14 protein-coding genes and 1 tRNA gene are annotated in these 20,066 nt (G+C 65.0%); 3 read left to right on the forward strand and 12 right to left on the reverse strand.

Going from position 1 to position 20,066, the window contains the following annotated elements:
- Positions 1–3: 3 nt before the first annotated feature.
- Positions 4–258, reverse strand: a complete 255-nt coding sequence (locus V3596_RS12070; RefSeq protein WP_334278003.1) for a PP0621 family protein — start codon at positions 256–258, stop codon at positions 4–6.
- Positions 259–264: 6 nt separating this feature from the next.
- Positions 265–1,086: a cytochrome C assembly family protein gene (locus tag V3596_RS12075; RefSeq protein ID WP_334278004.1), complete on the reverse strand. Its 822-nt coding sequence runs from the start codon at positions 1,084–1,086 to the stop codon at positions 265–267.
- A gap of 51 nt (positions 1,087–1,137) precedes the next feature.
- Between V3596_RS12075 and ffh the strand changes: the two genes are divergently transcribed.
- Positions 1,138–2,517, forward strand: coding sequence for a signal recognition particle protein (gene ffh / locus V3596_RS12080; RefSeq protein WP_334278005.1), 1,380 nt, complete (start codon positions 1,138–1,140; stop codon positions 2,515–2,517).
- 131 nt (positions 2,518–2,648) lie between these two features.
- Here ffh and ftsY read toward each other — a convergent pair whose 3' ends face one another.
- A complete protein-coding gene (ftsY, locus tag V3596_RS12085; protein ID WP_334278006.1) occupies positions 2,649–3,713 on the reverse strand; it encodes a signal recognition particle-docking protein FtsY in 1,065 nt (354 codons plus the stop codon).
- 78 nt (positions 3,714–3,791) lie between these two features.
- Between ftsY and V3596_RS12090 the strand changes: the two genes are divergently transcribed.
- Positions 3,792–3,868: transfer RNA gene (locus V3596_RS12090), tRNA-Met, on the forward strand.
- Between the two features lie 896 nt (positions 3,869–4,764).
- Here the strand turns inward: V3596_RS12090 and V3596_RS12095 are convergent.
- Positions 4,765–5,763 (reverse strand): hypothetical protein, encoded by a 999-nt coding sequence (locus V3596_RS12095; protein WP_334278007.1) that lies wholly within the window; start codon positions 5,761–5,763, stop codon positions 4,765–4,767.
- A 731-nt stretch (positions 5,764–6,494) separates the two neighbouring features.
- Here V3596_RS12095 and V3596_RS12100 point away from each other — a divergent pair.
- Entirely contained in the window at positions 6,495–7,280 is a 786-nt protein-coding gene (locus V3596_RS12100) for a hypothetical protein (RefSeq protein ID WP_334278008.1), read from the forward strand.
- 286 nt (positions 7,281–7,566) lie between these two features.
- Here V3596_RS12100 and V3596_RS12105 read toward each other — a convergent pair whose 3' ends face one another.
- From V3596_RS12105 to V3596_RS12140, 8 genes are all read right to left on the reverse strand, one after another.
- Positions 7,567–10,020, reverse strand: a complete 2,454-nt coding sequence (locus V3596_RS12105) for a PAS domain S-box protein (RefSeq protein ID WP_334278009.1) — start codon at positions 10,018–10,020, stop codon at positions 7,567–7,569.
- 410 nt (positions 10,021–10,430) lie between these two features.
- Entirely contained in the window at positions 10,431–12,119 is a 1,689-nt protein-coding gene (locus tag V3596_RS12110) for a methyl-accepting chemotaxis protein (RefSeq protein ID WP_334278010.1), read from the reverse strand.
- Between the two features lie 38 nt (positions 12,120–12,157).
- Positions 12,158–12,655: a chemotaxis protein CheW gene (locus tag V3596_RS12115; protein WP_334278011.1), complete on the reverse strand. Its 498-nt coding sequence runs from the start codon at positions 12,653–12,655 to the stop codon at positions 12,158–12,160.
- 172 nt (positions 12,656–12,827) lie between these two features.
- Complete coding sequence (locus tag V3596_RS12120) at positions 12,828–13,472, reverse strand: response regulator transcription factor (RefSeq protein WP_334278012.1); 645 nt, start codon at positions 13,470–13,472, stop codon at positions 12,828–12,830.
- Positions 13,469–15,739, reverse strand: coding sequence for an MASE3 domain-containing protein (locus tag V3596_RS12125; RefSeq protein ID WP_334278013.1), 2,271 nt, complete (start codon positions 15,737–15,739; stop codon positions 13,469–13,471). The genes V3596_RS12120 and V3596_RS12125 overlap by 4 nt, the downstream gene beginning before the upstream one ends.
- A gap of 82 nt (positions 15,740–15,821) precedes the next feature.
- Positions 15,822–16,604: a hypothetical protein gene (locus tag V3596_RS12130; RefSeq protein WP_334278014.1), complete on the reverse strand. Its 783-nt coding sequence runs from the start codon at positions 16,602–16,604 to the stop codon at positions 15,822–15,824.
- A 10-nt stretch (positions 16,605–16,614) separates the two neighbouring features.
- Entirely contained in the window at positions 16,615–17,637 is a 1,023-nt protein-coding gene (locus V3596_RS12135; protein ID WP_334278015.1) for an MBL fold metallo-hydrolase, read from the reverse strand.
- A complete protein-coding gene (locus V3596_RS12140; RefSeq protein WP_334278016.1) occupies positions 17,634–20,066 on the reverse strand; it encodes an efflux RND transporter permease subunit in 2,433 nt (810 codons plus the stop codon). The genes V3596_RS12135 and V3596_RS12140 overlap by 4 nt, the downstream gene beginning before the upstream one ends.

Raw genomic sequence — 20,066 nt, forward strand, 5'->3', positions numbered from 1 at the left:
CAGTCAGTCGCCCGCATTCGCGGCCTCGTAGGCCTGGCGATGGGCGACACTGCAGAACACCCCGCCGCGCCCCGGCAAGGCATCGCCGCGCGGCAGATGCAGGCCGCATTGCGCGCAGGAAACCATGGACTGCGGCTGGGGCGGTGCCGCGGGCGCCGGCGGAGTTGCCGGCGGCGGGTCGCGCCGGGCCCGGCTCTTGGCACCCAGAACCCAGAACACCAGGGCCACCAAACCGACGAAGAAAATGATCTTGAACATGGAACCTCAGACACCGGCCGGGCGCTGCAGCAGCACCTCGATCACAAAGCGCGAACCCGCATAGGCCAGCAGCAGCAGCGCGGCCCCGAAATACAACCAGCGTGTGGCCCGGCGCCCACGCCAGCCCAGCACTTGCCGGCCGGTCAGCAGGCCGGTCAGCACCAGCCAGCCGAGCACCGAGAGCAGCGTCTTGTGGTCCCAGCGCCAATGCGGCGTGAACCACCAACCCAGCAGGATGGCCAGCGACAGAACGGTCACACCCGCGCCCACGAATTGAAAAGTCAGGCGCTCCAGGCGCAGCAGCGGCATGCCCGCGGTGCCCACGGCCGCCACCCTCTTCTTGTCGCGCATCTGGTGCTCGGCCCGGTTCAGCATCGCGGCATGAAGGACAGCGACGCCAAACAACCCGTACGACGCCAGGCCCAGCACCCAATGCAATGGCGCCCAGGGCGACGCCGCTTGCGGGCGGCTCTCGCCCGGGAAGGACCAGGCCAGCAGGCAGGCCAGCACGGCCAGCACGGCCAGCACACGGCGCGCGCCCGGCAGCGGCAGGAAGCGGCTCTCTACAAGATAGACGGCCAGCACCAGCCAGCAGGTCATGGAGAGCGCCGGCGCGAAACCGAAACGGGCGCCGGCCGTCGCACTGCCCAGGCCGGCGATATCGAGCAGGAGGGCCAAGGCATGGGCCATCCAGCCCAGCGGCAGGGCCCAGGGCATGCGCTGTTTGCCCGCCTCGTCGGTCCAGGCAGAAAGCGCGTAGGCCAGCATGGCCGCAAGGCTGCTGCCGGCCAAGGCCAGAGTCGCTGGAGAGGCGGACGATAAAATCATCGCCACAGTGTACTTTTGAGCGACCACCTTCCCGGCTGGCGCTAACCCCCGATGGCCTCCACTTTGACCGACCGCCTGAGCCTGCTCGTGAAAACGATGCGCGGCCAGGCCCGCATCACCGAATCGAATGTGCAGGACATGCTGCGCGAAGTGCGCATGGCCCTGCTCGAGGCCGACGTGGCCCTGCCGGTGGTGCGCGACTTCATCGCCCGCGTGAAAGAGAAGGCGATGGGCCAGGAGGTTGTCGGCTCGCTGAATCCTGGCCAGGTGCTGGTCTCGGTGGTGCACAAGGAACTCGCTGCCACGATGGGGGAAGGCGTCTCGGACATCAACCTCGCCGCCCAGCCGCCCGCCGTGATCCTGATGGCCGGCCTGCAAGGCGCCGGCAAGACCACGACCACGGCCAAGCTGGCCAAGCACCTGATCGAGAAGCGCAAGAAGAAGGTGCTGACGGTTTCGGCCGACGTCTACCGACCGGCCGCCATCGAACAATTGAAGACGGTGACGGCTCAGGCCGGCGCCGAATGGTTCCCGTCTGCGCCGGACCAGAAGCCGCACGACATCGCGCTCGCCGCCATCGACTACGCCAAGCGCCATTACTTTGATGTGCTGCTGGTCGACACTGCCGGCCGCCTGGCCATCGATGAAGCCTTGATGGCCGAGATCCGCGACCTGCACGCCACGCTGAAGCCGGTCGAGACGCTGTTCGTCGTCGACGCAATGCAGGGCCAGGACGCGATCAATACCGCCAAGGCCTTCAAGGAAGCACTGCCGTTGACCGGCATCGTGCTGACCAAGCTGGATGGTGATTCACGCGGCGGTGCGGCGCTGTCGGTGCGCAGCATCACCGGCGCGCCGATCAAGTTTGCCGGCGTGTCCGAGAAGATCGACGGCCTGGAGGTGTTTGACGGCGAGCGCCATGCCGGCCGCGTGCTGGGCATGGGCGACATCGTGGCCCTGGTCGAGGAAGTGACCAAGGGCGTCGACATGGCGGCCGCCGAGAAGCTGGCCGGCAAGCTCAAGTCGGGCGACGGCTTCGACCTCAACGACTTCCTCTCGCAGATCTCGTCGATGAAGAAGATGGGCGGCCTCTCCAGCCTGATAGACAAGCTGCCCACGCAGATGGCCGCCAAGGCTGGCGCCGCCGACATGGACAAGGCCGAGCGCGACATGCGCCGCATGGAAGGCATCCTGAACGCGATGACCGCCAAGGAGCGGGCCAAGCCCGCGCTGCTGCTGGACGGCAAGAGCAAGGCCAGCCGCAAGCGTCGCATCGCCCAAGGCGCCGGCGTGCAGATCCAGGACGTCAACCGCCTCTTGAATCAGTTCGACCAGATGCAGTCGATGATGAAGAAGATGAGCGGCGGCGGCATGATGAAGATGATGAAGCGCATGGGTGGCATGAAGAAGCTCATGGGTGGCGGAATGTGAGCTCCCGGCTCGCGGATACGCGAGCCACCCTCCGAGAGGGCAAAGAAATGGCCGGGTTCGACCCGGCCATTTGCTTTGTGGGCGCCCGCCTTGGGGCGGCCCGGCGCCGGGCGCAGAGCAAATACCGGCGCTTACTCCAGCAGCGCCTGCGCGAACTCACGCGCATCAAAGGTCTGCAGGTCTTCAAGCTTCTCGCCCACGCCGATGAAGTAGACCGGGATGGCACGTTCACGCGCGATGGCAGCGAGCACGCCGCCCTTGGCCGTGCCATCGAGCTTGGTGATGATCAGGCCGGTCAGGCCCAGCGCATCGTCGAAGGACTTGACCTGGTTCAGCGCGTTCTGGCCGGTGTTGCCATCGACGACCAGCAGCACCTCGTGAGGCGCAGATGCTTCGGCCTTGCCGATCACGCGCTTGATCTTCTTCAGCTCTTCCATCAGGTGAAGCTGGGTCGGCAGGCGGCCTGCCGTGTCGGCAATCACCACATCGCAATTGCGCGCGCGGCCAGCAACCACGGCATCAAAGGTCACTGCCGAAGGGTCGCCGCCCTCCTGGCTGACGATCTCGACTTGCGCGCGATCGGCCCAGACGGCCAACTGCTCGCGCGCTGCGGCGCGGAAGGTATCTGCCGCAGCCAGCAGCACCTTGGCGTTCGCCTCGGCGAGATGGCGGGTCAGCTTGCCGATGCTGGTCGTCTTGCCAGCGCCGTTGACGCCCACCACCATCATCACAGTTGGTTGCGAAGCGCCAATCGCCAGCGACTTCTGCAGCGGCTTCAACAACTCGGCCAGTGCATCAATCAAGAGACCACGCACTGCAGCCGGCTCGGTAGCCTTGCCTTCCTTGACACGGCGCTTCAGGTCTTCGAGCAGGAACTCGGTGGCCTTGACGCCGGTGTCGGCCATCAGCAGTGCAGCCTCGAGCTCTTCATAAAGTGCGTCGTCGATCTGAGTGCCGGTGAAGACTTGCGCAATGCTGGAACCGGTCTTGCGCAGGCCTTGGCGCAGCTTGTCGAGCCAACTCTTGCGAGGCGCTGGTACTTCTTCCTTGGATGCGGCCAGTGCCGGGCTCGCACTTTCGACAACAGCGGGTGCCGCAGCATCCGACTGCGGAGGCACTGACACCACCGGCTCCGCCGCAGGCGCACCTTCAGCAGATGAACCGCCGCCAAACTTCTTCTTGAAGAAACTGAACATCGAGATGCGCTTTTTTTGCAGAGGCCGCGAAAGAGGCTTGCATTGTCTTCCAAAACTTGGCTAGAATGGCGGGCTTGAGGCGCTTTAGCTCAGCCGGTTAGAGCGACGGAATCATAATCCGCAGGTCCGGGGTTCGAATCCCTGAAGCGCCACCAAATTATGTCCTTGTGCATCAAGCACTTAGACAAAGAAGCCACCCTAGCGGTGGCTTTTTGCTTTCTGGCTACATCAGCTCATGTAGCCCCCATGTAGCCACTTTGCGGAGCATCAACTGAGTACTCACCGCGTCGCTTGATGCCTCATGTCGCACGTGGCCAAGCCGGAATTTTGTGGAAGCCCCCTCCTGTAACGAGCCAGTGCACAGTTGCCGCGACCGTGGCGCATGGTCGGCTCAAGGCTGGTCAGAGTCATTCGCCGCGCACGGTCCGAGCGACCATTGCGTTCAACATCCGACATCCAACTGGCAGCAGACTGTGCGACCCCTATGCAGCTGAGACAGGGCACTCCGACCGCAGATCTGGATGACCGGTCCGTCCGCTGGCGAACTTGGCACTACCAACCCTTGGAGGCCTTCAATTCGTTCAACGGCCAAGTCGGTAGTCCGTTGCTTGCTGAGGAACGGCGTGCCGGGTGACGGCTGCGACCGCGGCCGCATTGCCTAGGGAGTGGTGAGGAGATCCTCGCTATCCTGGCTCATGTGGGTGAACGGAGAGGACGAGATTGTCGGCAGGCGCAAAGCCAATCGCCAAGAAGGCTCGCAATGCGCTTTAGGCAATTGGACAGATCCAATGCGCATGAGCGCTGCACCGTCGCTATTACAGGTGTGTGAGATTGCCGGCGCCAATCGGAAGCAGTCGCGCTTCAAGCGCATCCTGTAGAGCGGCGGCCTGCGCCTTGGCCTCCTGCCGCACCAGAAAGGCGCTTTGCTCCTTGACAGCATGCTCCACCCTTTGGAGGCGCTGAAGTCGCGACTCCAGCTCAGGCTTCGACTGAGGGCTCGGCAATCGATGGTACTCGCCCAAGAGGTGTCGGTTTTCCATGCGTGCCTCCACTATTCCTTCGTACGGTTCAGGTATCGGAGGTTCAATTCAGGCTCGAAAAAGTGTTTTCTTTTCAACCAGACCAGCCCTTCAGCCTTCGTCACGACCGCGACGTCGATCGGACCCCCGACAGACTCTGAGGGGGATGTGACGCGCTCCCTCAGTGCTTCCAGCACGAGTAATGATTCTGCCAGATGCCCCATCTCGGGGACGCTGAGGCTGTTCAAGACCCTTCGCAATGGGTAAAAGTTCTCGTTGTAGTTCCGTCGCGTGAAGTCGTCGAGGAACTCTTTATTTCGGGTGGTCTTGATGGCCTGTGCTTGAGCTGCAGGTACAACGATGCCCGCAGTGTTCAGGTCGTCAAAGACATGGTCTATCAGCTTGCCGCTACACAAGCGATTGATGTCTGACAGTGTCGAATCAAACCCGTCAGTGAACCGTTCGATCATTGAGGACTGCGCGAATGGCTGGATCCACGCTTCGTTGTCATGAGTGATCGCATAACTGTTCGCTGACTTCCAAAACAGTGTTCCCGCGATGTGGCCAAACACTCGAATGTGCGTGAAACTTGGGAAGATTTCGTCCTTGCCGTAGCCGGCTAAGACAACTCCCGTCGACTGCAAAAAATCTGCCGGCACCTTCATTAGAGCTTCACAGGCCAACGGCGCCAGCACTGCAGCGTTCGCGAATATCCACTTCTCTTCGGCGGCCAATTCGGCAGCAAGATCCACTTGCATCGCGGCGGCAGCCTGTTGGGCCGCGTTCTGGTCGGCTGCAGTCAGCGGAGCCGCAACTACCATTGCCGCCAAATCTGCACTAATCACTGCGCTGGCTGCTGCCCAAGCCGCTTGCCGGTCGGCGGCGATCGCATTTATGTCTGCGAAGACCGGTTCCAGCCGTTCTACCTCGCTTAGTACGTGTACGGCGGCGGCATACAGCCGTTTTGTAAGCAGTGCATCCCGAACCGTCTGTGGGAAGACCGCCGTGTTGGTTTCCAGGAATGCGATCAACGCGGGTTGATAGTCGACTAGCTTTGGGCGTTGGGGGGTTGAGGAGTCGTGCGCCCGAAAAAGTTTGGCCACCAACTCCCAAGGCACCCGATCAACGTCAGCCGAACCATAGATCGTTAAGGCTACGTTGCCATGAGTGCTGACGTCGAAAATCTTATTGGCAGCCTTTGAATATCGTGGGTGAGGCGCTCTGCCAGTAGTCACTGCACTGTCTGCAGCCACGACTACTGCGTCCTTATTGAGCATCAAGACTTCACTTGTCACCTTGGTCCTCCCGCCCTTGTTGCGCACTGAGCTTGTTGCAGAGTTTAGCTGGCTGGTAGGTTGCCTATATCACGTGACAGCCGCTGGCGTTGATCGCAATGCGGCTTTCGCAAACAACAACTCGGCCAGTCAAGTCGGGTTTCGAATGTTGAGTAGGCGGCGGGTCCTGCCATGACGCAACTGGTCTTTGGGTTGGCACTTTGACCCGAGGCGTCGAGGTTTCCGTGGTTGTCAGCAGTGCACGCCCTTCCGGCCATTAGCGTGTTGGATGCACGCGTCCGGTGGATGGCCGCTCAGAAGCTGAATCCGCGCGCCGAAGTGAGAGCGCGCGACGGACCGCAGCCGCTGCGGAACGGGCGTTCGCAGCCGAGGGCATGTTGCCGAACTTGACGCGCGCCATCACCGACTTGCACAACTAGCGCGCTATCCTCGCCGCCGAGCCGTTCTGACATTCGAGGACTCACAGCATGACCATCTCGCCCCCAAGCCGCCATAACAGTGCTGGACGTATTGAGAGCCTTGTTCTTCGTGGAGACGCACTTCCCAACCTATCGGCCACCGATGCCTGGGCAGAAGTTTTTGACGTACCCAAGGAGATCGCGGGTCTGGAACGGCACCATGAAGCAGCGAAGCTTCTATTGGCCTTGGCGCAAGAGATCCGCTTGATGGAACGCCAACTCCAGACTGCCGATGTTCCAGAAGATCTCTACAGGCCATTTGTTGAGCAATTGGCTCATGCTGCCTCGGTAAGCAACCTGAACAACCAATGGCACAACATCAGGGGCAATCACTTCGGAGCAGAGGTTCGATTGTCATTGCGCTGGTTCAAGCACATCCTGCCAGAAGATTCGTTGACTGCGACGGCGGAAGACCTCAGCGAGCTCGAGCGATTGCTAGATGAACTAGAGGACAGGATCTCCGCCGAAGGATTCCCTGCAACGCTGTTCATCTTCATCGGCAAGCAAATATCGGCCATTCGAAGTGCGCTGCGCCAATTTCCAATCGGCGGTCCAGTCGCACTGAGGCAAGCCACGCGGGCGTTTATGGCAGACGTTCATCTGGACGAAGATGAGATTCGAGAGTCGGCCCAGAGAGGCGACCGAGCTGTTGTCGCTGAAGCAAGCTCCACTTTGAAGAAGCTCTGGAACAAAGCAGTTACGCTTGCTGGCGATCTTGAAAAAGTTGGAAAGTCAGGCCAGGCCCTCATTGAATTTGGGACCACCATTGCAAAGATGCTTTCGCCGCCGCAATGACAAGCCTGCCCCAGCAACCCATTCAATGTCGGTTGGCTAACCCAGTGGGTGCTCTGCGCGTGTGCCGCGAAAGCTGTGAGCGACCCAGAGTTGTATTCAGGATCTGTGCGAACTCTGTTGCTGCGATCGACAGGCCACTACCCGCAGCGATCATTAGTGAATCAATGCGCTGAACGACGGCAAGGTGGCGGTCGCCGGAAGTTGGAACCTCCTGTGCCAAGGACGGCTATCGCTGCCAAGCTGCCCTCGCTTCTGACTGGCATCGTTCACCCGGGCGTTAGCGACGCTAGGGCACATCGCCACGAATCGCCCCTGTCGCCGCGTCGCCGAGCTCCTGCTCGCGGCTGGCCAGGCGAGCCTGCACCCTTCGATGCTCGCTTACGTCGAAGACGATGCCAGCCATCTGACGTACCTGGCCATTGGCATCCCATTGAGCCTGTCCGCTGGCTAGTAGCCAGTGTTCCGAGCCGTCCCGACCGCGCATCCGGAACTCAAGCTCCAGAGGCGTGCGATCGCTGAGATGCCTCCGCAAAGCCTCAAGCAGCGCACCTCTGTCCTGCGCGTGCACTTCAGGCAGCCAGAGCCCCGGCTGGCTGCCCATTTCCTCATCGGAGAAACCAAGCAGGTCGAGCAAGGCGGTGGGAGCCTTGAGACCGCTGTCTGGCCGCCACGCCCAGACATGCCCAGTGGAAGCTGCCAACTCGAAGCGGGCCAGGCTCTCACGCAGCGCGAGTTCGGTGCGCTTTCTGAGCGTCATGTCTGCGCTGAGCGTCAGCAATGCGGGCTGACCGTCGAACTCGATTTGCTCAGCATTGATCTGCACATCATGAACGCGACCATCTCGCAGCCGGAATGGGGCCTCGAACTGACGCAGCCTGCCATGCTGCTCGCGCAGGCGCTGCTGTAGGCGTTGATTGTCGGCCTGGCTGATGCCCATTCCTAGCTCCGGCAAGGTACGGCCGAGCAACTGCTCACGCTTCATGCCCAAGGCTTCGACGAAGGCCTGATTGGCGTCCAGCAAATGGCCCTCTGGTTGAGCAAGTACCGCGGCCGGAAGGGGCGCAGCCTGAAACAGGCGTTGAAATCGCTCGCGACTGTGGACCAGTTGGGCCTCCGCGTTCGCGCGGGCGGCATCTCGCTCCAGGATGTCGAAGCCAAGCGCAAGATCGTCTGCCAACTCAGCCAGGAGCCGCATCAGCGGGGGGTCGAACCAGTTTTCCTCTGCTACATGCAACACCAGCACGGCCTCCACGTGCCCATGGCGTTTCAGCGGCACGACAGCCACGCCACGTACGCTATGCAGGCGCGCCATTGCATGCCAGCGGCTGGTACGAGGATCGGTCAGGTAGTCGTTGGCCACGACCGCCTGCCCGGTGCGCACCGCTTCGCCCGTTGGCGTCTGGGCAACCTCAAGGTCCTGCAAGTCCACCATGTTGTCGAGGCCCCCGTACATGTCCAAAACCGGGCCTGCCGATGCGAACATCTGCAGTCGATCCGGGTCGGTGCGAAGCCACACGGAAGCCAGCAAGGCATGACCTGCATCGACGCAGGCCGCGCAGACTTCGCGACAGAGATCGAGCTTGTTGTTGCCTCGTATCAGTGCACGATTGGTCCGCGACAGCGCTTCGTAGAGTCCTTGCAGCCGCTCAGCCCGGCGTTCAGCAATGCGCAGACTGTCGAGCATGCGGTTGAACTCGATGGCCACGCTGCGGAATTCACTGGGGCCGGATTCGCTGGCATGCGAGTCACGCCGGCCATCGGCCACGGCACTGGCACTGCGTTGCAGTTGGTGCAGCGGCGCTGACAGGTAGCGGGCCAGCCACACAGCCAGCAACATTGCCATCCCGAGTGCGCCTGCGGCCCAGTAGAGCGTCAGGCGCAGGCGATCCCGCGAGGGTGCGAATACGTGATCGACCGGCAGCCCCGCCAGCGCCGTCCAACCCGTCTGGCTCACGGAAACCGCACTGTAGATGCGACGGACGCCGTCAGGCCCAGTGAACTCTCCTGCGCCGGTGGGCCGCTTTCGGCGGAACGCCGCCAGGTGCCCTGACAGGTCTTGCCCGATCCAGCGCTCGGCCTGCTGACTGCGAGCGACGACGAGGCCATGTTCGTCCAACAAGGTCAGGTCGCCGCCGGGCGCTGGCTCAAACTCCGCCCAGTGCCTGGACAAGGCCAACAGATCGAGTGAGACGACGAGCCAGGCCTTCGGGTGCCTGGCCTCGTCGCGCAGCACCTGAACCAGACCCAATACGGGCTTGTGCAAGAGCGGGCTGAACTGCGGTGCCGGGATGACGGCCTCGTGCCTGGCAAGTGCCTCGTTCCACCAGGGGCTGCTATCGAGCAAGACCCGCTGACCGGGCGGCAGCTTGACCGCGCTGCAGACGATTCGCTTGTCCAGTCCCAGAACGCCAACGTTGGCCAACACGGGATCGAGCGTCAACTGGCCACGCAGCATGGCGTTGCAGCGTTCACTGTCTAGCGCCCGGACCTCGGGTAGCTCCTCCATGAAGGCCAGCAGGCGGCGCGCACGGGCCAACTCACGTTGAGCGCCTGCAGCGACCTCCATGGCCAGACGCTGCACATGCGCTTCGGCATCCTGGCGGTCGCGGTCCAGGTCGCGCCAGAGCTTGTAGGAGCTGAAGCACAACAGCGGCAGCAGTACCAAGGCACCGAAGCCCAGCAGGCGCGCCGTGAAGGGTATCGACGCACCTGTGGTGGCAACGGGAGGCGGCGGGTTCATGGGTGGCGAATGCGGCTGTTGAGCTTCAGTATCTCCGCTCCTCGGCGTTGGGTGCTCAACGCCAGGGCGGGGCCGCCGCGCTGGCACTGACATGGTCACGCATCGGGCCCCAAGGCAGACCGCAGTACGGACAAATCCTGTGCAGGAGACGCCAGCATCACGACGCGGCTGCCTGGCGCCATGCGACGCCAGTTCGACAGCAGAGCGGCGCCACGTTGCGCCAACAAGTGGGGATCCAGTATCAACAACTCCACGCGGTCTGGTGCCATGGTGAAGACCGAGGCGGAGTCGAGAGGGTCGCCGCCATGGGCTTCATGGCCCGCGCTGCGACATGCAACACGCAAGCGCTCGCGCCGGAAGGGGTCCGCAATCAGCAGCAGTATCCGCATGATCTCGCCCAGCAGGGCCGCTCAGAAGTTGCTCCATTCACCACCGCCGGTGGCGGCAACCGGTCTGGCGGCTGTCACCTGTGTTGTGGCAGCGGCCGGTCGCTGGGCCGGTCGCGGCGCTGCGGCAGGCCTGGGCGCGGGTGCGGCAGGAAGCCCACTCTGCCCGTGGCTGAGCTTGAAGAAGGCCACTGCCTGCACCAGCTGCGTGGCCTGCACTTTCAGACTCTCTGCGGCTGCCGCGCTTTCCTCGACGAGGGCAGCGTTCTGCTGGGTGACCTGGTCCATCTGCGTGACCGCCTCACCGATCTGCGCGACGCCGCTCGACTGCTCGGTGCTCGCCGCGCTGATCTCGCCGACGATGTCGCTGACGCGTCGGATCGACGCCACGATGTCCTGCATCTTCGCGCCGGCTTCGTCTACCAGCTGGGTGCCGGCGCTGACGCGCTCGACGCTGGTGGAGATCAGGCTCTTGATCTCCTTGGCCGCGTCGGCGCTGCGCTTGGCCAGGCTGCGAACCTCGCTGGCCACCACCGCAAAGCCGCGGCCTTGCTCGCCGGCACGTGCCGCCTCTACGGCGGCGTTCAGCGCCAGGATGTTGGTCTGGAATGCAATGCCGTCAATCACGCCGATGATGTCCGAGATCCGCTGCGAGCTCTCATTGATGCCCTTCATCGTCTCGACCACGCGGCCCACCACCTGGCCGCCTTCGACCGCAGTGGTCGAGGCGCTCATCGCGAGCTGATTGGCCTGTTGGGCGTTGTCGGCGTTCTGGCGCACGGTGCTGCCCAGTTGCTCCATTGATGCGGCGGTTTCCTCGAGCGCGCTGGCCTGCTCTTCGGTGCGCTGCGAAAGGTCCTGGTTGCCCTGGGCGATCTGGGCGCTCGCGGTGGCCACGCTCTCCGAGCCCATGCGCACCTCGCTGACCACGCTGTTGAGCTTCTGCTGCATCGTGGCCAGTGCGCGCAACAGCTGCGCGGTCTCGTTCTTTCCCTCGACTCGCATGTCGCGGGAGAGGTCGCCATCGGCCACGGCGCGTGCCACCTCGACCGCATGGTTCACCGGCCCGGTGATGGCGCGGATGATCCACAGTGCCAGCGCGACGGCGGCCAGCAGGGCAATCACAGCGGCAACCAGCAGCACGGTCTTGACTGCACTGAGGTTGCTGTTGGCCCGCTCGCCCGACTGCTTCATCAACTCGGTCTGGAAGTCCATGCCTTGCTCGATGCTGGTCATGTAGGCGGTCTGCAGCGGACTGAGTTGGGTGGTCAGCAAGGTCCGTGCCTCGTCGATCTTGCCGGCATCCACGAGCTCAAGAAACTTGCTCTGCCCGCCGATGTAGGCGTTGCGCGCATCCTGGATCGCCTTCAGGCCGGCACGGCCTTTCTCGGAGCTGATTGATTTGTCGAGCTGATCCAGTGAATCGCCGATGATCTTGCGCGCAGCGTCGATGATGGTGCGCTGCTTCTGCAGTGCGGCCTTGTCTTCGAGCAGCAGCATGTCGCGCATGCCACGGGCGATGTCATTGGTGCGGTCGATCATGGCCGAGAGTGTCAGCACCTTGGGCATGCGGTCCTCTAGCACCAGGTCGAAGTCCTCGTCGACTTGGTCCATGCGCACGAACGCGATCGCGCTGATGAGCGCAATGATGGCGGTCAGCAGGCCGAAACCCAGGGTGAGACGGGTCGATATCTTCATGTCGCTCATGTTCATGGGGACTCCTTCGAAACAGGGGGCGCGAGAGGGTGGGGTTAGGCCTCGAACAGGCCGAGATCGGTGCCTGCCAGCAGGCGGTTGATGTCGAGCAGGATCAGCAGGCGCTCGATGTCGCCCTGCGTGACGTGACCCAGGCCGGTGATGTGGCCGGCATCAACGGATTGGTTGAAGCTCGGGGCGGGCTGGATCTCGCTGCTCTTGAGTTCCTGCACGTCGACGACCGAGTCGACGACGACGCCCACCGTGTGTGAGGCAATGCTCAGCACCACGGTGACCGTCAGGCTGTTGAACTCTGCCGGCACGCCAAACTTGAGACGCAAGTCGATGATGGGAACGATGACGCCGCGCAGATTGAGCACGCCGCGCACGAAGTCCGGCGCGCCGGCGATGCGCGTGGCGGCTTCGTAGCTGCGGATTTCCTGCACTTGCAGGATGTCGATGCCGTATTCCTCCTGGCCGAGCCGGAAGCTCAGGTACTCGCCGCCGCCGGCCTGAGCCGAGCTCTGCAGAGGGGCACTTACAACCATGTCCATGACTTGCCTTCCGTGAGTGACCGCATTCCCGAGGCGGACTGTGGTCACGCGCCTCTGGGCCTGGTCCCCACTCTAGGCAGCCCCTGCTCGCGGGTCTGTAGGGAATTCTTGATGCGCGCCGTGGGGCGACATCTCTGGCGCAGCCCTTGGGCGAGCGCGCCTGCGCCTGCGCTCAGTTGCCGTCGGCGTCGATCAGCTCTGCCCGGATCGCGAAGCGCACCAGGGCCGGCAGATCGGCGACACCGAGCTTGCCCATCAGGCGGCTGCGGTAGGTATCGACCGTCTTGGGCGAGAGATGCAGCTGTTCGCCAATCGTGGCACTGGAAAGTCCCTTGACCACGAGGGTGACGATCTGGCGTTCCCGCGGAGACAGCTCGGCGAGCAGGTCGGGTTCGGTGCCTGCCGTCAGGCCTTGCAGGGCGAGCTCGGCCACCTCGGGGCTGAGATGGCGTCGACCGGTCATCACTGCCGCAATCGCCTCCAGCAGTTCATTGCGAGAGGCCCCCTTCAGCACATAGCCGGCTGCGCCGAGCCGCAAGGCCTCGGCCACATGGCGGGGCTGGGCTGACATGCTGAGCACGATGCAGCGGCAGCGCAGACGGCGGCGCTGCAGTTCCTCCAGCATCTCGAAGCCGGACCGGTTGCCCAGGCTGAGGTCCAGCAGCAGGAGATCGGGCTGCTGCGCACTCACCCCTGCCAGGCCAGCTGTCGGATCTGCCGCCTCCCCAGTCACCGCGTGTCCGGCGGCCTCCAGCAGCGCGCGCAGGCCATCGCGCACGATGGCATGGTCATCGACCAGGTAGATACGGTAGTTCATGCCTGCGTCTCCTCCCAATGCAGCGTGATCACGGTGCCGCCGCCCGGCACAGAACCGACTTCGAACTGCCCGCCTATGGCGATCGAACGCTCGCGCATGCCCACCAGCCCAAGATGGCCAGGGCGTGTCGCGCTGGCATCGCCGCGCAGCCCCACGCCGTCATCGGCGACCTCCAGCCGCAGCCAGCGGGCGCCGCCTTCCAGCCGCACGCAGACCTCGCTGCCGCCTGCATGCAGGAGGGCATTGGCGACTGCCTCGCGGGCTACCATGAAGACCGCATACTCGACATCGCTACTCCAGCGTCGTCCAGCCAGAGCTGGCGCCGATTCCAGCCGCAGACGCACGTGCCCGGCCTGCTGGCGCCGGCTGCGCAGCTCGTTGTCGAGCGCGTCTACCAGCCCTTGTTCGGCCAGCAGCGTGGGACGCAGCTCGACCAGCACCTGGCGGATTTCCCGGATGGCCTGGTTGATCAGCTGGTCGACTCGCGCATGGCGATCCGCTTCCACCTGCGTGGCCAGTTGCGCCTCGCTGACGAAATCGATGCGCATCGCGGTGAGCGTCTGGCCCAGCTGGTCGTGCAGTATTTGAGCGAGGCGGGTGTTGCTGGCCTTTTCCTGCGCGATCAGCTGATGGGTCAGTTCGGTCAGCTCGGTCTGATAGCGCAGCAGCGAGCGTTCGGTGCGCACTCGCTCGGTCACATCGCGCAGGATGGCGGTAAGGACCTGAGTCTTGTTCACTGTGACCTGGGAGATCGATGCTTCGAGTTCCAGTTCACTGCCATCGGCGCGCAGGCCTTGGACGCGTCCGGGACCCATGCTGCGGCTGGACACGCCCGCTGCGGCAAAGCGCGTCATGTCCTGCCGATGGTGCGCCTGGGCTCGCGCCGGGAGCAGGCGGTCCAGGCCCTGGCCCAGCATGGCCTCGGCCTTGTGGCCGAAGATACGTTCGGCGGCCGGGTTGAACAGGCGCACGCGGCCTTCGGCATCGCAGCTGACGATGGCGTCACTGGCGGAGTTGATCACTGCCGCGAGCAAGGCTTCTTGCTCGCGCAGTTGCAGCATGGCCATGCGGCTGTCCGTGACATCGGTCTGCACGCCATCCCAGCACATGCGGTCGCCGACCAGCCAGCGCGGCATGGAAGCCAGATGCATCCAGCGCTCCACGCCGTCGGTGCGCCGCATGCGGACGGTGACATCGAAGCGTTGCAGTCTGGCGGCCGACTCCTGCTCGGCCGCGCGGACCATGATCTGGTCGGCGGGATGGATGCGGCCATAGAGTGCTGCCGGATCCGCCAGCGCGGCGGCAGCGGTCACCCCGGTTACCCGTTCGATCGCAGCACTGACATGGGTGAATCGCGTGCTGCCGTCGCGCTCTCGCACCAGTTGGTAGACCACGGTGTCCGGCAGGTTGTCAGCGACGGCGCGCATGCGCTGCTCGTTGTCGTGGCTGCGCTGTTCGGCCTGCTGGAGTGCCTCGAAGGGCGCGCGCAGGCTGCCGATGTAGGTGGCCCAGTAGAGCAGGGCATAGCCGACCAGCTTGTAGCCGTGGCCGACGATATTCTGCAGGTCCGACGGGCGCACATAGTTGCTGAACGACAGCTCGCCAATGCCGATCACCCAGGCCGAGCAGGCCAGCAGCAGAAAGCGCTGCTCTCCGTCGCTGCGCCAGCGTCGCCACAGCATGCCTGCAATCCCGAGATTGAGCAGGCACAGCGCCCATTCGTAGCCGATCTTGAACGGTGTGACGCCCTGCCCGGGCACGAAGGTGGTCGGGAAGCCGGCCATGCCCGAACTGCCCCAGGTCACCAGGGCCAGGGCCAGCAGCAGGCCGGCCAGCAGCGAGCCGTTGCGCGAGAGCCTGGACATCCATCCCAGGGCGATCATGGCCAGCGTCAGCGCCTCGACCGTGCGGCCCATGAGCCAGAAGAAGATGGCGCGCGAGGTGCTCGTCGACCCCAGCAATGCCGGCATGCCGTCGTAAGTCAGGGCGTGCACCACGTCGCAGATGCCGACCACGACAAAGCCCCCGATCAGCAGCGGCAAGTGCCTGTCGGTCTGGCTGCCGAAGGTGTGCCAGGACACCGTGGCAATCAGCGCGGCGATCACGAAGGCGAACATTTCCAGCAGCAGGTGCAGGCTCAGCATGCTGGTGTGGGCCGGCAGGTGCATGGGCGCCGGTGGCAGGCTCAACAGCAGGCCCTGCGTCAGCAGCGCCGAGACAGCGATGAACAGGCAGAGACGGCCGGTGGCGGTGGTGGGCAGGCGCATGCGGGCTGATGTTAAGCGCCGTGCCGAGCTCGCTGCTGCTCGCTGGGTCGGATTTGCAACTGACCTGCAAGCCGCCGGCCTGCTAGTCACGGTGCTCGGGCCGGTCCCTCAGGCGTGCGATCTGCGACCACCAGCGGTCGCTCAGCTGTCGGGTCGCGGGTCCCATCGTTCTGGCGGCCGCCGCATAGAAGTCCTGCCGTGTCAGCGCTACCGGCATGACCACCAGGGCCCCGGCGTGGCCGTCCGCGAGTGCAAGCTCGATCTCCTCCTGCAAACCGAGCACCACGTCGAAGCGGCCGGAGGCCAGCATGCGCAGCACGCGCGGCACGGTCAGGCCGCTCTGATCCACCGAGAAGCCCAGCGCAGAGGCCGCGCTGACGTTGGCCAGTTGATTGGCACGCACGCCGACCAGCAGCTCTCGGCCAGCGGGGAGGTCGCCGACCATGTGCTGGCCATCCCAGTCCAGCCGCGTCGTGGCGCGCCGGACCCAGACCAGGGCAGTCCGGGCCACCCGCCGCTCGACATCCACCTGGCCCGCGCGCATCGGGAAATCGAGCCGGTCCAGCAGTTCAGGGATGGGCGCGGCGAGCAGCAGGTCGGCCTGACCGGCCTGGGTCATCTGGCGGCAGCGCCCCGGCGGAAAGCGCAGCAGGACGACGGCGATGTCGATCTGCCGGCCCGCCTCGATCATCAGGCGCTCGGCCCGCCCAGGCTTGGCCGGGTCGTGGGTGAGGTAAGGCGGAATCGGCTGGTCACCGATGCAGACGCGCAGCGTCGCCTCTTGTTCGGGCCTGGGCTCGGCTGCCGCTGCGGCCGCATGAAGCAGCAGCGCCAGAAGCCAGGGACCATGTGCGTGCCACCGCATGCCGCTCGCCCTAGAACTCCAGCAGGTCGCGCCCAGCGATCACCGCGCCGCCGAAGTGCTTGCGCACGCCGGCCGTGTAGCGGCTGGCGTCGGTCTCGCCGTCGAGGCCAGGTGAGATGTGGGTCAGCACCACGGTGCGCACGCCGGCCCGGGCGGCCAGCTCGCCGATCTGCTCGGGCGTGATGTGCTGGCGCTCCATGTGCAGGCGCACGGCCTGCAGCGCCGGCGGCGGCAGGCGCGAGCCGGCGGCGAACTCCTGCATTGCGGCCTCCAGTTCGTTGACCTCGCACACCAGCACTTCGGCGCCCTTGGCCAGGCGCAGCAGCGCCTCGCTGGGGCCGGTGTCGCCGCAGAACACGATGGAGCGGTCGGCGGTGTCGAAGCGGTACGAGTACGACTTGTCGCCGCCCTTGGGGGCGCCGCCGGCGCCGTGGTAGTGGCTGTTCTCGACCACGGTGACCACCAGGCGGTCGTCGCGGAAGATCACGCCATCGCCGGCCACGTCATGGCCCTCGAAGCGACCGGCCACCGGCAGCATTGGCACGCCGGCGCTGAAGATGCGCTCCGACACGGCCAGGAAGTCCTGCGCCGCGCGCACCAGCTCCGCCGTGGCCGGCGGGCCGTAGAAGCGCACCGGCGGCGCCTGGCGGTCGCGGCGCTTGTTGTCCTCCAGCCAGGCGAAGGACATCAACGCGCCGATGTCGGCGTTGTGGTCGATGTGGTGGTGGGTGATGAAGACGTTGCGCACATCGGCCGGCACGAAGCCGGCCTGCACCAGCTGGCGCGCCACGCCGTTGCCGGCATCGATCAGGTAGGGCCGGCCGCCGACCACCAGTAGGTTGGCAGGCTGAGAGCGCTCCTTGCGCGGGATCGGGCCGGACCCCGTGCCCAGCAGCACCAGGCGCGTGGGCGTGGCCTGGGCGGCGGGCGCAGCCGTGGGCGCGGCCACCGGCTGTGCGGCGGCCGGGCCGGCCAGCGCGAGCAGGGCGATACAGCAGGCCGCGATCAGCGGGAGCGGGCGGTGCAGGGTCATGGGGTTCCTTGGGGGTTGGAGGCGCCGGCAAAGCGCGAATCGGGCAGCAGGAAGTGCGACAGGGCCGGGATCAGCACCAGCGCACCGACCATGTTCCACAGGAACATGAAGGTCAGCAGGATGCCCATGTCGGCCTGGAACTTGATCGGCGAGAAGGCCCAGGTGATGACGCCGGCGGCCAGCGTCACACCCACCAGGGCCACGACGCGGCCGGTGAACAGCACGGCGTCGCCATAGGCCTCGGCCAGCGTCAGGCCGCGACGCTGGCCGGCCAGCTGCACCGAGAGCAGGTACAGCGCATAGTCCACACCGATGCCCACGCCCAGCGCGATCACCGGCAGCGTGGCCACCTTGACGCCGATGCCCAGCCAGACCATGAGCGCCTCGCACAGGATGGAGGTGAGCACCAGCGGCAGCACCGCCACCACGGTGGCGCGCCAGCTGCGGAAGGTGATCAGGCACAGCGCGATCACGGCCGCGTAGACGTAGAGCAGCATGGTCGTGTTGGCCTGCTTCACCACGCTGTTGGTGGCGGCCTCGATGCCGGCGCCACCGGCTGCGGGCAGCAGCTGCAGTCGCGCGGGGTCGGTCTGATTCGCTGCGATGAAGCGCTCGGTCGTGGCCAGCACCTGGCTCAGGGTCTCGGCCTTGTGGTCGGCCAAATAGGCCACCAGAGGCATCACCGAGCAGTCGGTGTTGAACATGTCCGGGTTGTTCACCGAGGCCTGCTGCGCGCCGTAGTTCAAGACATCCTGGTTGCGGCTGATCGTCAGCCACTTGGGGTTGCCTTCGAAGCTTCCGGCCGTGATCTGGCGCACCACGTCATGCAGGCCCGTGGTCATGCGCACCTGGGGCAACTGCTGGAGCTCCCAGGCGAGGCGGTCGACCGTCTCCAGCGTCTCGTACTTCAGGCAGCCTTCGGCCGGCGTCTTGACGATCACCGCGAACACGTCGCTGGAGAGCGCGTAGTGGCCGGTGATGTAGGCGTTGTCGAGGTTGTAGCGCGAGTCCGGCCGCAGCTCGGGTGCGCCGGGGTCGAGGTCGCCGACCTGCAAGCGCAGGCTGACGACGAAGCCGCCCAGGCCCATGGCCAGTGCCACGATCACGGCCGTGGCCGCCCAGCGGCGGCGCGCGGCGAAATGGTCCAGCCAGACCCACAGGCCGCGCTGGCCCGCCAACTGGCGCTGCTCGGTCTCCAGCGCCCGGCGCGCCGCCCGCGGGCTCACACCTACGAAGCTCAAAAGCACCGGCAGCAGCAGCAGGTTGGTGAACACCAGCACGGCCACGCCGATGCTGGCCGTCATCGCCAGTTCGCGGATCACCGGGATCGGAATCAGCACCAGCACTGCGAAGCCCACCGCATCGGCGAGCAGCGCGGTCACGCCGGCAAGGAACAGCCTGCGGAAGGTGTAGCGCGCGGCCACCAGGCGGTGCGTGCCGCGCGCGATGTCCTGCATGATGCCGTTCATCTTCTGCGCGCCGTGGCTCACGCCGATGGCGAACACCAGGAAGGGCACCAGCATCGAGTACGGGTCAAGCTCGAGCCTGAACACGGCCAGCAGCCCGATCTGCCAGACCACGGCCACCAGCGAGCAGGCCAGCACCAGCAGCGTCGAGCGCAGGCAGCGCGTGTAGCCGTACAGCAGCAGGCCGGCGATCACCAGCGCCACCGCGAAATAGGCCGCCACCTGCACCAGGCCGGCGAGCAGGTCGCCAACGATCTTGGCGAAGCCGATGATGCGCACCTTCAGGCCCTCGGCCTCGTATTTGGCGCGCAGGGCCTCGAGTTCTCGCGACAGCTGCCAGTAGTCCAGCCGCGCGCCGTCGCTCTGCTTGTCCAGCAGCGGCAGCACGATGGCGCTGCTCTTCAGGTCGTTGGCGATCAGGCTGCCGACCAGGTTGGCGCGGCCCACGTTGAGTCGCAGCCGCTCGATGCTCGCTGGCGAGCCGTCGAAGGTGTCGGGCATCACCGGGCCGCCGTTGAAGCCTTCCTCGGTCACCTCGGTCCAGCGCACCGACGGCAGCCAGATGGACTTGACCCAGGCACGGTCCACGCCGGGCGTCAGGAACAGCTCGTCATTGAGCCGCTTGAGCTTGTCGAGGTAGGCCGCGTCGAACACGGTGCCGTTTCCGAGACCCGGGTTCTCGACCACGATGCGCAGCGAGTTGCCCATGCCGCGCAGGTCCTGGCGGTGCATGAGAAAGTTCTGGATGTAGGGGTGATCCGTGGGGATCATCTTCTCGAAGCTGGCGTTGAGCGCCACCTTCGAGCACAGGAAGGCCAGCACCAGCGTGGCCAGCGCGCACAGCAGCAGCACGGTGCGGCGGCTGTTGAACACAGCGCGCTCGAGCCAGTTGCCGGAGTCGCGCGGAAAGTCGGCCAGGTCGCGCACGACCGGCATTTCGGTGGAAGTGGTAGCGATGGCCAT

Origin of the sequence: Roseateles microcysteis (genome assembly GCF_036880965.1) — a bacterium.
Classification (GTDB): Bacteria; Pseudomonadota; Gammaproteobacteria; order Burkholderiales; family Burkholderiaceae_C; genus JAUASW01.

Bases quoted from the DNA above. Each gene is read 5' to 3' on its own strand.
- V3596_RS12070 (WP_334278003.1), bottom strand. From the start codon at position 258: ATGTTCAAGATCATTTTCTTCGTCGGTTTGGTGGCCCTGGTGTTCTGG.
- V3596_RS12075 (WP_334278004.1), bottom strand. From the start codon at position 1,086: ATGATTTTATCGTCCGCCTCTCCAGCGACTCTGGCCTTGGCCGGCAGC.
- ffh (WP_334278005.1), top strand. From the start codon at position 1,138: ATGGCCTCCACTTTGACCGACCGCCTGAGCCTGCTCGTGAAAACGATG.
- ftsY (WP_334278006.1), bottom strand. From the start codon at position 3,713: ATGTTCAGTTTCTTCAAGAAGAAGTTTGGCGGCGGTTCATCTGCTGAA.
- V3596_RS12100 (WP_334278008.1), top strand. From the start codon at position 6,495: ATGACCATCTCGCCCCCAAGCCGCCATAACAGTGCTGGACGTATTGAG.
- V3596_RS12105 (WP_334278009.1), bottom strand. From the start codon at position 10,020: ATGAACCCGCCGCCTCCCGTTGCCACCACAGGTGCGTCGATACCCTTC.
- V3596_RS12110 (WP_334278010.1), bottom strand. From the start codon at position 12,119: ATGAACATGAGCGACATGAAGATATCGACCCGTCTCACCCTGGGTTTC.
- V3596_RS12115 (WP_334278011.1), bottom strand. From the start codon at position 12,655: ATGGACATGGTTGTAAGTGCCCCTCTGCAGAGCTCGGCTCAGGCCGGC.
- V3596_RS12120 (WP_334278012.1), bottom strand. From the start codon at position 13,472: ATGAACTACCGTATCTACCTGGTCGATGACCATGCCATCGTGCGCGAT.
- V3596_RS12125 (WP_334278013.1), bottom strand. From the start codon at position 15,739: ATGCGCCTGCCCACCACCGCCACCGGCCGTCTCTGCCTGTTCATCGCT.
- V3596_RS12130 (WP_334278014.1), bottom strand. From the start codon at position 16,604: ATGCGGTGGCACGCACATGGTCCCTGGCTTCTGGCGCTGCTGCTTCAT.
- V3596_RS12135 (WP_334278015.1), bottom strand. From the start codon at position 17,637: ATGACCCTGCACCGCCCGCTCCCGCTGATCGCGGCCTGCTGTATCGCC.
- V3596_RS12140 (WP_334278016.1), bottom strand. From the start codon at position 20,066: ATGGCCATCGCTACCACTTCCACCGAAATGCCGGTCGTGCGCGACCTG.